At 68.9% G+C, this 12384-nt stretch carries 13 protein-coding genes; 8 read left to right on the top strand and 5 right to left on the bottom strand.

Features of this window, described 5'->3' with window-relative positions; genetic code table 11:
• Positions 1-5: 5 nt before the first annotated feature.
• A complete protein-coding gene (locus GXW79_RS18715; RefSeq protein WP_211875968.1) occupies positions 6-863 on the bottom strand; it encodes an oxygenase MpaB family protein in 858 nt (285 codons plus the stop codon).
• A 38-nt stretch (positions 864-901) separates the two neighbouring features.
• Positions 902-1861, bottom strand: coding sequence for a hydroxymethylglutaryl-CoA lyase (locus GXW79_RS18710; protein ID WP_211875967.1), 960 nt, complete (start codon positions 1859-1861; stop codon positions 902-904).
• A 155-nt stretch (positions 1862-2016) separates the two neighbouring features.
• Here GXW79_RS18710 and GXW79_RS18705 point away from each other — a divergent pair, with 155 nt between their 5' ends.
• Positions 2017-2982 (top strand): tripartite tricarboxylate transporter substrate binding protein, encoded by a 966-nt coding sequence (locus GXW79_RS18705; RefSeq protein ID WP_211875966.1) that lies wholly within the window; start codon positions 2017-2019, stop codon positions 2980-2982.
• 158 nt (positions 2983-3140) lie between these two features.
• On the opposite strand, the gene GXW79_RS18700 is transcribed toward GXW79_RS18705, so the two are convergent.
• Positions 3141-3899 carry an NUDIX hydrolase gene (locus GXW79_RS18700; protein ID WP_211875965.1) on the bottom strand — a complete coding sequence of 253 codons (759 nt, stop codon included), beginning with the start codon at positions 3897-3899 and terminating at the stop codon, positions 3141-3143.
• Between the two features lie 75 nt (positions 3900-3974).
• Between GXW79_RS18700 and GXW79_RS18695 the strand changes: the two genes are divergently transcribed.
• From GXW79_RS18695 to GXW79_RS18665, 7 genes are all read left to right on the top strand, one after another.
• Positions 3975-5438, top strand: coding sequence for an MDR family MFS transporter (locus tag GXW79_RS18695; protein WP_211875964.1), 1464 nt, complete (start codon positions 3975-3977; stop codon positions 5436-5438).
• A gap of 103 nt (positions 5439-5541) precedes the next feature.
• Positions 5542-6783 (top strand): CaiB/BaiF CoA transferase family protein, encoded by a 1242-nt coding sequence (locus GXW79_RS18690; protein ID WP_211875963.1) that lies wholly within the window; start codon positions 5542-5544, stop codon positions 6781-6783.
• 1 nt (position 6784) lies between these two features.
• Entirely contained in the window at positions 6785-7297 is a 513-nt protein-coding gene (locus tag GXW79_RS18685) for an FAS1-like dehydratase domain-containing protein (protein ID WP_211875962.1), read from the top strand.
• A 5-nt stretch (positions 7298-7302) separates the two neighbouring features.
• Complete coding sequence (locus tag GXW79_RS18680) at positions 7303-7779, top strand: hotdog family protein (protein WP_211875961.1); 477 nt, start codon at positions 7303-7305, stop codon at positions 7777-7779.
• Positions 7779-8612, top strand: coding sequence for an alpha/beta fold hydrolase (locus tag GXW79_RS18675; RefSeq protein ID WP_211875960.1), 834 nt, complete (start codon positions 7779-7781; stop codon positions 8610-8612). The genes GXW79_RS18680 and GXW79_RS18675 overlap by 1 nt, the downstream gene beginning before the upstream one ends.
• A 13-nt stretch (positions 8613-8625) precedes the next feature.
• The gene (locus tag GXW79_RS18670; RefSeq protein WP_211875959.1) at positions 8626-9972 is read left to right on the top strand and encodes an MmgE/PrpD family protein; all 1347 of its coding nucleotides are present in this window, start codon (positions 8626-8628) and stop codon (positions 9970-9972) included.
• Positions 9973-9986: 14 nt separating this feature from the next.
• Positions 9987-11198 carry an acyl-CoA dehydrogenase family protein gene (locus GXW79_RS18665; RefSeq protein ID WP_211875958.1) on the top strand — a complete coding sequence of 404 codons (1212 nt, stop codon included), beginning with the start codon at positions 9987-9989 and terminating at the stop codon, positions 11196-11198.
• Positions 11199-11369: 171 nt separating this feature from the next.
• Here the strand turns inward: GXW79_RS18665 and GXW79_RS18660 are convergent, their stop codons facing one another.
• Together GXW79_RS18660 and cobA are read right to left on the bottom strand one after the other, a co-directional pair.
• The gene (locus GXW79_RS18660; protein WP_211875957.1) at positions 11370-11528 is read right to left on the bottom strand and encodes a hypothetical protein; all 159 of its coding nucleotides are present in this window, start codon (positions 11526-11528) and stop codon (positions 11370-11372) included.
• Entirely contained in the window at positions 11521-12351 is an 831-nt protein-coding gene (gene cobA / locus GXW79_RS18655) for a uroporphyrinogen-III C-methyltransferase (RefSeq protein ID WP_211875956.1), read from the bottom strand. Before cobA ends, GXW79_RS18660 begins: the two co-directional genes overlap by 8 nt.
• Positions 12352-12384 lie beyond the last annotated feature (33 nt).

Genomic DNA, 12384 nt, shown 5'->3' with positions numbered 1-12384 from the left:
GCGGTTCAGCGAAACGCCCATCGCAAAGTCTGCGCCACCCCGAGCATGCCCGCGCGCACCAGCGGCCGCCCCAGCACCGGGTTCGCCAGGCCGTGCATGCGCCGTGCCCAATCGGGCAGCAGGTCGATCGCCGCCTGGTTACCGAGCGCCTGCACCCGCGCGGTGAGCATATCCGCCGATGCGGCGTTCAGCACGACGTCGCGCACGGAGCGACTGCGGCCATCGGCGCGAAGGTGTGGCCGGTAGGATGCGATCAGCCGGTGCGCGCCGGCCTGGTCGGTCGGCACCGGCGCGGCCCCGAGGGCAATCGCGACCTGCGCCATCTCGGCGAAGTAGCGGTCCTGGTCGGCGAGGCTCATCTCGGGCTCGGCGTAGCGGCGGCAGGCGTTGAGGAAGCTCACCGCCTCGGTCACGTGCACCCAGGCGAGCAGCGCGGGGTCGTCGGCGGCGTAGGCGGTGCCATCCGGAAGCGTGCCGCGGACATGGCCGTGGATGTGGCGGACGCGTGCGATCGCCGCCTCGGCCTCCGCCCGGCCGCCATAGGTGGTGAGCGCGATGAAGCGCGCGGTGCGGCGCAGGCGTCCGCGCATGTCGGTCCGGAAGCCCGAATGATCCCATACGCCGGCGAGCACCGCCGGGTGCAGCATCTGCAGCAGCAGCGAGGAGACGCCGCCGATCATCATCGAGGTGACGTCGCCATGGACGCGCCAGGCGACCGAGCCGGGGCCGAACAGCCCATCGGTCCGGCGCACCACCGGCGCCTCGCCGCGCGCGCGATCGTTGAACAAAGCGACGACGCGCCCAGTGATGGCGGTCTTCAGGGCGCGCGCGGGGCTGGGCGCACGCGGGGCGTGTTGCGACATGCGCGGGACATGGTGTGTCCCGCGCGGAAGGCCAGACGCTAGGCGGCCTGGCGACGGAAAGCGTCGAGGCTGCCGGCGTGGATCAGCTCGCTCGGCAGCTGGTGGCCGACGATCGCTTCCGCCATGCGGCCGACCTCGATCAGCTTGTCCAGATCCACGCCGGTCTCGATGCCCATCTCCTCGCACAGCAGGACGAGTTCCTCGGAGCAGATGTTGCCCGCGGCCCCCTTCTGCCCGGCGAAGGGGCAGCCGCCGAGGCCGCCCACGGTCGCGTCGAACCGATCCACCCCGAGCTTGATCGCGGCATGCGCGTTGGCGACCGCGAGCCCGCGCGTGTCGTGCAGGTGCAGCGTGATGCGCTTGTCGGGCCAGCGGCTGCGGACCTCGGCGATGGTGCGCTCGATGCGCGGCGGGATGGCCCAGCCCATGGTGTCCGCCAGCGAGAGGTCGGTGATGGTCACACCCGCCTCCTCGGCGATGGCGAAGCCGTCCTCGATGGTCTTGACCACCTGTGCCGGGCTGATGTCGCCCTGGTAGTTGCAGCCGAACGCCGCCATCACGCCGATGCGCGTGACCGCCACGCCATTGGCCAGGTGTGCCGCCGTCTGCTTGCGCATCGCCGCGAGGTTGTCCGCATGGGTGCGGTTGAGGTTCTTCTTGGTGAAACCCTCCGACGCGGTCAGCGAGATCGAGCCGCCGATGGTGAGCTTGTCGCGGAAGGCGAGCGCGCGGTTCAGCCCGGCCTCGTTGAACCACAGCGCCGTGTAGTGCACGCCGGGCCTGGCCTTGAAGCCTTCGACGGTCGCTTCCGCATCGGCCCAGCCGGGCACGATCTTGGGGCTGACGAAGGAGCAGACCTGGATGTGCTTGAGGCCGGTCTCGGCCAGCGCCTCGATGAGGCGGATCTTGTCGGCGGTGGCGATCGGGCCTGGCTCGATCTGGAAGCCCTCGCGCGGTCCTTCTTCCTGGACGTGGACGTGCTTGGGGAGATCGGACATCGGGGGTTTCCTCGCGGCTTCGGGCGCGTTTGCGGGTCGAATGGCTGTTGCAGCCTAGGCCGGAAGCGGGGCAGAGTAAAAGTCAATAGCCTATTCGCCTGGCGAATGGACAACGCAGCGCCGCCAAGGCGCGCGCCTCAGGGGAGGAGAATGCCATGATCACACGACGCAGCCTGGCCGCGCTGGCCGCACTCGCGCCGATGCCGTCGCTGGCGCAGACCGGCGCCTTCCCCAACCGCCCGGTCAAGCTGGTGGTGCCCTATACGCCCGGCGGATCGGTGGACCTGATGGCCCGCGCCTTCGGCACGCGCTGGTCGCCGCATCTGGGCCAGCCGGTGGTGACCGAGAACCGCCCCGGCGCATCCACCATGCTCGCGACGCAGCTCGTCGCGCGGTCCGAACCCGATGGCTACACGGTGCTCTCGGGCGGCACGCAGATGGCGCTGATGCGCCACCTCGGCACGCCCGTCGCCTATGATGCGGAGCGCGACCTGACCGCGGTGGCGGTGCTGACGCTGATCCCGTATCTGCTGGTGGTGAACGCGGCGCTGCCGGTGCGCACGGTGCCGGAACTCATCGCCTATATGCGCGCGCGTCCCGGCGCGATGAGCTACGCCTCCTTCGGTGTCGGTGGCGCGGGGCATCTGGCGGCCGAGATGTTCAACATGATGGCCGGCACCCAGTCCCTGCACGTGCCCTACAACGGCACCGCGCCAGGGCTGACTGACGTGATCGGCGGCCGTGTCGACATGAGCTTCTGCACCATCCCGCCGGCCATCCCGCTGATCCAGGCGGGGCGGTTGCGGGCGATCGCGCTCACGGGGCTGCAGCACCTGCGCGCGCTGCCGGGCATCCCCTCCATCGCGGAGGCCGGGCTGCCTGGCTATGAATGCGTGAGCATGAACGTGTTGTTTGTGCCATCTGCGACGCCGGCCGACCGCGTCGCGCGGCTGAACGCGGCCGCCGTCGCCTCGCTGCGCGACGAGAGCCTGCGCGAGCTGCTGGAGGAACAGGGTTTCGTCCCCGCCGAGCCCATGGCCCCGGAACAGACCAAGCGCGCCTTCGACGAGAGCGTGGCGAAGCTGGTGACCATCATCCAGCGCGCGGAAATCCGCGCATAGCGGACGGCTGAGACCCTGAGGGGTCGGCTGGACGGCGCTTTTCCGCGCAGGATGAGTCGGCACCTCGCCAGGAGGAAAAAGCTTCCTGGCTTCGGCGCCTCCTGCCCTGCACAGACATCCGCTCGCCCAGCCTCCGCCCTCAGGGTCTCAGCTGCCTGCTAGATCGACGCCGGGTCGGTCGAGAGGAAGCTCGTCACGCCATAGCCGGCGGCGAGCGGCAGGGTCATCAGCCGGCCCTCGGGCACCTGCTTCGAGCGGGGCTCAATGGTGACGACCGGCGTGTCTTCGGCATGCGCGAGGATGGCGTCGACGCTGTCGAAGCGCGCCAGGCGCATCAGGTTCAGCCGCGTGGCGACCACCAGCTTGCGCTTGCCGGCATCGGCCTCGGACAGCGCCAGGCGCGGGCTGATCCAGACACTGTCCACCGCCTCGCCCCCATCATGCGCGGCCTCCTGGTCCTCGGGCGCGACGGCGAGGAAGAAATGCGTATCGAAGCGCTTGGGCCGGTTCGGCGGCGTGATCCAATGCGCAAAATGCACCAGCGCATCCGGCGCCGGCTCGACGCCGAGGCCTTCGAGCAGGGCTGCGAAGCTGATCTCGTCGGCGCAGAGTTTTGACTGCCAACTCGCCGCCGTGCGCGGCACCGGCCCGCGGGCCAGCAGGATGGCCGCCTCCTCGAAGGTCTCACGCAGCGCGCAGATGCGCAGGGCGCCAGCATCCCCTGCCAGGCCGAGGGAGGCGGCGAGATCACGATCGCCGGCGTCGAGCCGCCCGCCCGGGAAGACCAGCGCCCCGCCGGCAAAGGCGATGTCGCCATGGCGTACCACCATGAACACCTCCGGCCCGCTATCGCTCTGCCGCAGCAGCAGCACGGTGGCGGCGAGGTTCGGCACGGCGATCGGGGGTGTATCGGTCATGCGCGCATGAGAGCGCCGCGCGGCGCCGGGGGCAACCCGTCTGGCCACGCGGGCGCGGTCGCGCGAGGATGGGCCATGACCTCCGAGACCGAGCCGCCGCGGTTCAGCCATGCGCAGATCCGCACCATCATGCTCGGCGTCACGCTCGCGCTGTTCCTCGCGAGCCTCGATCAGACCATCGTCGCGACCGCGTTGCCGGCCATCGCGCAGGACCTCGGCGGATGGGACCAGATCGCCTGGGTGGTGACGGCCTATCTGATCGCATCCACCGTCACCACGCCGATCTATGGGCGGCTTTCGGACCTGTTCGGGCGGCGGCCGGTGCTGCTGGTCTCGGTGAGCATCTTCGTCACCGGCGCACTGCTGGCCGCACTCGCACCCACCATGGGCTGGTTGATCGCCGCGCGGCTGGTGCAGGGCTTGGGCGGCGGCGGGCTGCGCTCGGTGGCCATCGCGGTGGTCAGCGACATCCTGCCGCCGCGCGAGCGCGGGAAGTACCAGGGCTACCTGTCCACCACCTTCGCGACGGCCAATGTGGTGGGGCCGGTGCTCGGCGGCGTGCTGAGCGACAGCCTGTCCTGGCACTGGATCTTCTGGATCAACCTGCCGCTCGGCGCGTTGGCGTTTTCGATGACCTGGTACCAGCTGCGCCGCCTGCCGCGGCCCACGCGCAAGCCGGTGATCGACTGGCTGGGCGCGGCGCTGATCCTGGCCGCGACAACGCCGCTGCTGCTCGGCATCTCCGCGGTGCAGCGCACCGGCAGCTGGACGAGCCCTCAGACGCTGACCGGCTTGGCGGTGGGCGCCGTGTTCCTCGTCGCCCTGGTGTTGTGGGAGCTGCGGGCGCGCGAGCCGATGCTGCCGATGCGCCTCTTTGCCAACGCCATCTTTGCCTATGCCAGCGTGGTGACGCTGCTGACCTCGATCGTGATGATCGCGCTGATCCTGATCATCCCGCTGCACTACCAGTTGCTGGCGGGCCTCGCGCCGGGGGCGGCGGGCATCCGGTTGATTGCGATGACGCTCGGTACCGTCACGGGGTCCTTCGTCGCGGGGCAGCTGATCACCCGGACCGGGCGGACCTGGATCTTTCCTGTGATCGGCTGCGCCTGCGGCACGGCTGGGTGCGTGCTCCTCGCGCTTCTGGGCTTGGGGCATGCGATGGCCGTCGATCTGGGCGTGACGCTCCTGCTCGGCCTGTCCTTCGGCGGGCAGATGTCGCCGTTGACCGTGACCATCCAGAACGCGCTCGAACCCCGCGATGCCGGCGTGGGCCTATCGTGCATGATGTTCTTCCGGCTGATGGGCGGCGCCTTCGGCACGGCCGGGCTGATCGCGGTGCTGGTGGACCAGCTCGGCGGTGGGCTCGCGCTGTTCCAGCCCGGCCTGCGCGCGGCGATGCCGGTGGCGGAGCTGCGCGCGATGGGCACGCTGCTGACCAGCGCCTTTGCGCATGTCTACTGGGTCTCGGCCGGGATCATGGCGATGGCGACGCTCGCCGCCTGCGCGATCCGGGAGTTGCCACTGCGGGGCAAGTAGACAGGGGCCGCCTGCGCGTGTAGCGTTTTTGTGCAAGTAGTCTATTCGCTCAGCAAATAGAGCGGAAGACGGAGGACGAGCCGATGAACCCCAGGAACCAGCCGTGACCGCCACCGCCTCCGTCGCCGGGCTGCGCGTCGTCGAAGTCGGCGTCGCCATGGCGGGGCCCTTCTGCGCCATGACGCTGGGCGATTTCGGCGCCGAGGTGGTCAAGATCGAGCGCGTCGGCGCCGGCGATGACAGCCGATCCTGGCCGCCGCATTTTTGTGGCGCGATGGGCTATTATTTCGCGTCGGCCAATCGCAACAAGCGCTCCGTCGCCCTCGACCTGAAATCGCCCGAGGGCATCGAGGTGGCGCGCCGCCTCATCGCGCGCGCCGATGTGCTGGTGGACAATTACCGGATCGGCGCGCTGGCGCGTGCGGGGTTCGACTGGGACAGCCTGCACGCGCTCAATCCGCGCCTCATCTACTGCTCGATCAGCGGCTTCGGCGCCACCGGACCGCGCGCGGCGGAACCGGCGAACGATCTGTTCATGCAGGCCTATTCGGGCGGCATGAGCATCACCGGGGAGGAAGGCGGCGGCCCGGTGAAGATGGGCATTTCGGTCGCCGATATCGGCGCAGGCATGCTGGGCACCATCGGCGTGATGATGGCGATCGAAGCGCGCCACCGCACCGGGCGCGGGCAGCGGGTGGATACCTCGCTGCTCGAGGGGCAGATGGCGATGCTGGCGCATTTCATCACGCGCTACTTCGCCTCCGGCGACGTGCCCGGGCCTTCGGGGAGCGGTGCGCTGACCAGCCCGACCTACCGCGCCTTCCGCGCCGCCGACGACTGGATCGTCATCTCCGCCTTCAACCAGCGCATGTGGCGCGGGCTCTGCGCCGCGCTGGAAAAGCCCGAATGGGTGGCGGATGCACGCTTCGCCGATGCCGCGCAGCGTGTCGCCAACCGGCTGCTGCTGATCGAGATGATCGGCGCCGTCGTCGCCACGCGCCCCGTGGCGGCGTGGGAAGTGCTGCTGCACCAGAACGACGTGCCCTGCTGCCCGATCAACCGCATCGACAAGGTGGTGGTCGAGCCGCAGGTGCGTGCCCGCGAGATGGTGGCCGAGATCGCGCTGCCCGGCCTGGGCGCGATGCGCATGGCTGGACTGCCCATCAAGCTGTCGGAGACGCCGGCCGGCATCGGCCTGCCGCCGCCGCGCCTGGGCCAGCATACCGAGGAGGTGATGCTCGGCCTCGACTACACGGGCGCGGACATTGCGGCACTCGCGGCGCAGGGTGCGATCGGGCTCGACACCGGCTGGCGCCGCGGCGACCAGCCAGCAGGGGGGACATGACATGGCGCTGCTGACCGACGCGGCGAAAGCCTTCATCGGCTACCGGAGCGAACCCTTCGCCGCCTGCGAGACGGTGGAGCGCGGTGCCGTGCGCCGCTACGCCCAGGCGATCATGGACCCGGACCCGGCCTATGCGGAGGCCATGGCACCCTACGGCGCACCCATCGCACCGCCGATCTTCCCCTCCTTCATGTTCCGCACCCCCTTCGGCGCGCCGGATTTTCTGACCGACAACGCCGAGGACCCGGATTTCGACGGCATTGTGATGGGTGTCGGCAACGGCCTGCCGCCGCTGCCGCTCGATGGTCTCGCTTTGCTCAACGGCGGCGCCGAGATCGAGTTCCTCGCCTATGCGCGCCATGGCGAGACGGTGCTGCAAAGCTCCCGCTACGCGGACATCTATGAGCGCGAGACGAAGAGTGGCCCGATGATCTTCGTCATCATCGAGACCGAGTTCACGACCGAGGCCGGGCAGGTCTTGCTGCGCGCCCGCAAGACGATCATCCGGCGGTGAATGCCATGAGCGAACGCATCGACTTCGAGGATGTCGCCATCGGCGACCAGCTGGCCCCGCTGGAGCGCGGCCGCTTCACCACCGCGCATCTGATGCGCTGGTCGGCGGCGATGGAGAACTGGCACAAGATCCATTACGACCAGCCCTTCGCCATCGGGCATGACAAGCTGCCGGGCCTGCTGATCAACGGCTCGCTGAAGCAGAATTTCATCGCGCAATTGCTTAAGGATTGGGCCGGGCGCACGGGCTGGGTGTGGAAGATCAACTTCCAGTTCCGCGCGATGAATGTGGTGGGCGAAAAGCTCACCGTATGGGCGACCGTCACCGGCAAGCGGGAGGCGGCGGAGTTCGGCCTCATCGACCTCGATGTCGGCATCCGCAACGACAAGGGCGTGGAATCCACGCCCGGCAAGGCGGTGGTCGCTCTCCCTTACCGTGGCCGCGCGACGGTGCCCTACCCCTTCGTGCCGCCGGCGATGTGATGGGTGCTGTCGAGACCCTGTTGAACACGGCGCGCCGCGTCGAGACGCCGTGTGGTGCGGGCACCATGGTCTGGCATGTCTGGGGTGAGGGCACGCCGCTGGTGCTGCTGCACGGCGGCGTCGGATCCTGGCGGCACTGGCTGCGCGTGATCCCGGCATTTTCAGGCGAGCGCCAGGTGATCGTGCCCGATCTGCCGGGCTTTTCCGAAAGTGCCGTGCCGCCTTCCACCGCCATCGAAGATGTGGCCGCCGTCGTCGCGGACGGCCTGCGCACCATCACCATGGCGCCGGTCGATCTCGTGGGTTTCTCCTTCGGCGCAACCGTCGCCTCGCACCTCGTGCTCCATCTCGGCGCGCAGGCGCGCTCGCTCACCCTGGTCGGCGCCGGAGGCCTGGTGCCGCTGCGCGCACCGATGATCCTGGAGAAAGTGCGCGGCCTGGAAGGCACCGCTCTGCGCGAAGCGCACCGCGAAAACCTTGCCCGCATGATGATTTCCGATCGCGCGAAGATCGATGACCTCGCGCTCGACATCCAGGAATGGAATTCCTCCCGCGCCCGGCTCGACACGCGGGTCTACGTCAAGGAAGGCGCGCTGCGCCGCGCCCTCGCCGAGGTCACCGTGCCCGTCGACGCTGTCTGGGGCACGCTCGATCAGCTCGCCTATTGGGGTCTGGAGGATCGGCTCGACGCACTCCGCGCGTTGCACCCGCATGCGCGGATAACCCTCATCCCCGATGCGGGCCACTGGCTGCCCTATGAAGCGCCCGAGGCGCTCATCGACATTCTGCGTGGCTACTTCGAAAACCGTCGCGTGCCGGAGGGCGCGCCATGAAGGAGATGCTGGCATGGAATTGACCCGCGCACTCGGCGCATTCGTCGCCGACATCACCGCCGACGCCATTCCGGCCGAGGCCTTCCGCATCGCCCGCATGGGCCTGATCGACTGCGTCGGCGTGATGATCGCCGGGCGCGACGATGACGCACCGCAGATCCTGCGCCGCACGCTGCTGCCCAACGGGGGCACCACCGGCGAGGCGAGCCTGTATTTCTCGCCCCTCCGCGCGCCTGCGCCGGAAGCGGCCTGGATCAACGGCACGGCCGCGCATGCGCTCGATTTCGACGATGTCTCGCTGCGCGGCCACCCCTCCACCGTGCTGGTCCCCGCGATCATGGCCGAGGCCGAGGCGCTGGGCGCGACGGGTGCGGAAATCCTCACCGCCTATGTCGCGGGCTACGAGGTCTGGGCCGAGCTGATCCGGCGCGAGCGCGGCATGCTGCACTCCAAGGGCTGGCACCCGACCGGCGTCATGGGCGCCGTAGGCGCGGCAGCCGCCTGCGCGAAGCTGCACGGTCTGGATGCGGAGCGCACCACCATGGCCATCGCCCTCGGCGCCTCGCAATCCGCAGGGTTGATGGCGAATTTCGGCACGATGACAAAACCCTTCCACGCGGGCCGCTCCGCCCATGCGGGCCTGATGGCCGCGCGCCTGGCCAAGGGCGGCTTCACCGCCTCGCCCGACGCGCTGGAACATCCGCAGGGCTTCCTCGCCGCGGTTTCCCAGCATGGCGAGACGGATCGGACCGCGCCCTGCACCGCCGGCGCTCCCTTCCGCATCCTCACCGAGGGGCTGAGCATCAAGAAATTCCCCGCCTGCTACTGCACCCATCGCGCGATCGACGGCGCCCTCGCCCTGGTGCGTGAAAACCCCTTTCCGCACACCGATGTCGCGACGGTCGAGGTCCATATCAGCGACCGCTTCGCCACCATCCTGCGCAACGCGCGGCCGCAGACCGGGCTGGAGGCGAAGTTCTCCATGCAGTTCGCCATGTCCGCCTCGATCATCGCCGGCCGCGTCGGCCTGCCGGAGCTCACCGACCGCTTCGTCCAGCGCCCCGACGTCCAGGCGCTGCTGCCGCGCGTCAGCGTCGTCACCAACCAGGATTACGACCCCGAAAGCCCCTCGGGCAGCCGCTTCGACCAGGTGATCGTCACGCTGAATTCCGGCCAGGTGATCACGGGGCCCGAGGTGAAGCGCGCCCGCGGCCACGCGACCATCCCGCTCTCCGATGGCGAGCTGTTCGAGAAATTCCGCGCCTGCCTAGAAGTCGGCGGCGAGGCCGCGCGCGCGACCGCCTTGTTCGACCGCCTGCTCACCATCGACTCCATCCCCGCCCGCCAACTCGCCGCCTGACCGGAGTACCTTCCATGGACACGCACACCCCGATCCCGAACGCCTATGGCATGCCGCCCGAGATCGCCGAATACCGCGACCTCGCCCGCCGCCTTGTGCGCGAGGAGCTCATGCCGCTGGAACGCGAATTCCTCGCCAGCCCGAAGAACGGCTACGCGCTGCCGCCCATCACCAATCTGCGCGAGACCTTCGACAAGGCGACCGTGGACCGGCTGGTGAAGCTCTCCCGCGATGTCGGCTTCTGGAACCTCATGGTGCCCGAGCAATACGGCGGCTCAAGCCTCGGCATGCTCGCGCAGGCGGTGATCCTGGAAGAGTTCAACTACTGCGCCGTGCCCTTCCCCTTCGCCAACGTCGCCAACATTCTCTACGAGTGCAAAGGCGAGCAGATCGACCGCTTCCTCAAGCCGGTCATCGAGGGCGAGAAGACCACCTGCTTCGCCCAGACCGAAGCCAATGCCGGGTCGGACCCCGGCGGCATGATGCAGACCAAGGCCGTGGGCGACGGCGAGGGCTGGTTGCTCAACGGCACCAAGATGTGGATCTCCAACGCGCATGGCAGCGACATCATCATGGTCCAGGCCGTGACCGATGCGGAGAAGCGCCAGCGCGGCGGCATCACCATGTTCGTGCTCGACCGGCACACGCCCGGCGTAAACATCGACCCCGCCGGGCTGCCCACCTGGCTGTCGGGCCGCACCTCCCAGTACATCGTCAACTTCGACAATGTGCGCCTCGGCCCCGAAAACGTGCTCGGTGAGGTAGGCAAGGGATTCTCGCTCGGCCAGCGCTGGCTCACCATCCATGACCGGCTGCTGCGCGGCCCCTATGCGCTGGGCAAGATGCAGCGTGGCCTCGACATGTCGATCGAGTGGGCGAAGCAGCGCATCACCTTCGGCAAGCCAATCGCCGAACGCCAGGCCATCCAGTGGAAGCTGGTCGACATGCATGTCGACATCACCGCGCTGCGCTCCATGACCTACGAGATGGCCGCGCGCGCCGATGCCGGGGAGGATGTGCGCGCCGAAGCCGCGATTGTGAAGATGTGCGCCGGCGACTGGGGCGCGCGGACGCTCGACCACGCGATCCAGGTCCATGGCGCCATGGGGGAGAGCTTGGAGCTGCCGTTGACCAGTTTCTATCGGCTGCTACGGCATGCGCAGATCGGCGGGGGGACGAGCGAAATCCAGCGCGTGCTGATCGCGCGCAAGCTGTTGAAGGGTTAAGCAAGCTTGGGGGAATGAATTCCCCCAAACCCCCATCTTTATTTTTGATTATTTGGTGCCAGTTGACGGGTAGTGCTTCGTGCGACGGGCGGCGCTGACTGCGCAGTCAGTACCAATAGATAAAAATAAAAGAATGGGGGTTTGGGGGAAATTCATTTCCCCCAAGCTTTCTCACACCAAGAACGCAGCCACCGCAATCATCACCAGCGACAGCGCAACGCCAGCTATCACCGCAATCGCCGGCGCTGCGGGCTCGGCCTCGGTCCACGGCGTGTCCACCTCCTGCTCCGGCAGGCGGCGGTAGGTCAGCGGGATGCCGATGCTATGCATGTGCGCGAACTCCCTGATGCGCCGGTGGTGCCGGCGCCATGTTCAGCAGGGACGCCGCCAGGCCGGCGGCCTCCCCGATCACCACCATCGCCGGCCCGGGCAGGCCGGCGCGCTTTGCCGCCAGCGTGCAGGCGCCGAGCGTGGTGCGCAGCGTGGCCTGCGCGGCCGTGGTGCCCTGTGCGATGATCGCGACCGGCGTTTCGGGCGCGAGGCCACCAGCGACCAGGCGGACGACGATCTCGTCGAGGCGTGAGACCGCCATGAAGGCGGCGACGGTGCCGCCGAGCCGAGCCAGCGCTTCCCAATCCACGCTTTCCGGTAGCGCGCCTGCGCCATCATGGCCGGTGACGAAGGTGACCGCGCTGGAAACCCCGCGATGGGTGAGTGGAATGCCGGCCGAAGCGGGCACGGATGTCCCGGCGGAGACGCCGGGGACCAACCGCCAGATGATTCCGGCCTCGTTCAGCGCCAGGGCTTCCTCGCCGCCGCGGGCGAACAGGAAGGGGTCGCCGCCCTTGAGGCGCACCACACGGAGGCCGGCGCGCGCACCCTCGATCAAGCGCTTGTTGATCGCGGCCTGCGGCACGGGGGTGGCACCCTTGCGCTTGCCGACGTTGACGATGCTGGCGCCGGCGCGGATCATGCGCAGCATGCCACGTCCTGGCAGCGCGTCGTGCAGCACGAGGTCGGCACGCTTGAGGGCCTCGGCGGCACGCAGCGTCAGCAGGCCAGGGTCGCCGGGGCCGGCACCCACCAGCCACACCTCGCCCGGGCGCGGCGCGTCCGTCTCGGGCAGGGTGGTGAGGGCATCAACGTCGGCCATAAGGGCGTATCCGAAATTACGTTGGTTTTTTTG

Origin of the sequence: Plastoroseomonas arctica, from assembly GCF_018128965.1 — a bacterium.
GTDB classification, from domain to species: domain Bacteria; phylum Pseudomonadota; class Alphaproteobacteria; order Acetobacterales; family Acetobacteraceae; genus Plastoroseomonas; species Plastoroseomonas arctica.
Note: the sequence above shows the minus strand (reverse complement) of the source record. Positions and strands in the feature narration are given on the sequence as shown.

Excerpts from the sequence above, each read along its gene's own strand:
- GXW79_RS18715 (WP_211875968.1), bottom strand. The coding sequence starts at position 863 with ATGTCGCAACACGCCCCGCGTGCGCCCAGCCCCGCGCGCGCCCTGAAG.
- GXW79_RS18710 (WP_211875967.1), bottom strand. The coding sequence starts at position 1,861 with ATGTCCGATCTCCCCAAGCACGTCCACGTCCAGGAAGAAGGACCGCGC.
- GXW79_RS18705 (WP_211875966.1), top strand. The coding sequence starts at position 2,017 with ATGATCACACGACGCAGCCTGGCCGCGCTGGCCGCACTCGCGCCGATG.
- GXW79_RS18700 (WP_211875965.1), bottom strand. The coding sequence starts at position 3,899 with ATGACCGATACACCCCCGATCGCCGTGCCGAACCTCGCCGCCACCGTG.
- GXW79_RS18695 (WP_211875964.1), top strand. The coding sequence starts at position 3,975 with ATGACCTCCGAGACCGAGCCGCCGCGGTTCAGCCATGCGCAGATCCGC.
- GXW79_RS18685 (WP_211875962.1), top strand. The coding sequence starts at position 6,785 with ATGGCGCTGCTGACCGACGCGGCGAAAGCCTTCATCGGCTACCGGAGC.
- GXW79_RS18680 (WP_211875961.1), top strand. The coding sequence starts at position 7,303 with ATGAGCGAACGCATCGACTTCGAGGATGTCGCCATCGGCGACCAGCTG.
- GXW79_RS18675 (WP_211875960.1), top strand. The coding sequence starts at position 7,779 with ATGGGTGCTGTCGAGACCCTGTTGAACACGGCGCGCCGCGTCGAGACG.
- GXW79_RS18670 (WP_211875959.1), top strand. The coding sequence starts at position 8,626 with ATGGAATTGACCCGCGCACTCGGCGCATTCGTCGCCGACATCACCGCC.
- GXW79_RS18665 (WP_211875958.1), top strand. The coding sequence starts at position 9,987 with ATGGACACGCACACCCCGATCCCGAACGCCTATGGCATGCCGCCCGAG.
- GXW79_RS18660 (WP_211875957.1), bottom strand. The coding sequence starts at position 11,528 with ATGCATAGCATCGGCATCCCGCTGACCTACCGCCGCCTGCCGGAGCAG.
- cobA (WP_211875956.1), bottom strand. The coding sequence starts at position 12,351 with ATGGCCGACGTTGATGCCCTCACCACCCTGCCCGAGACGGACGCGCCG.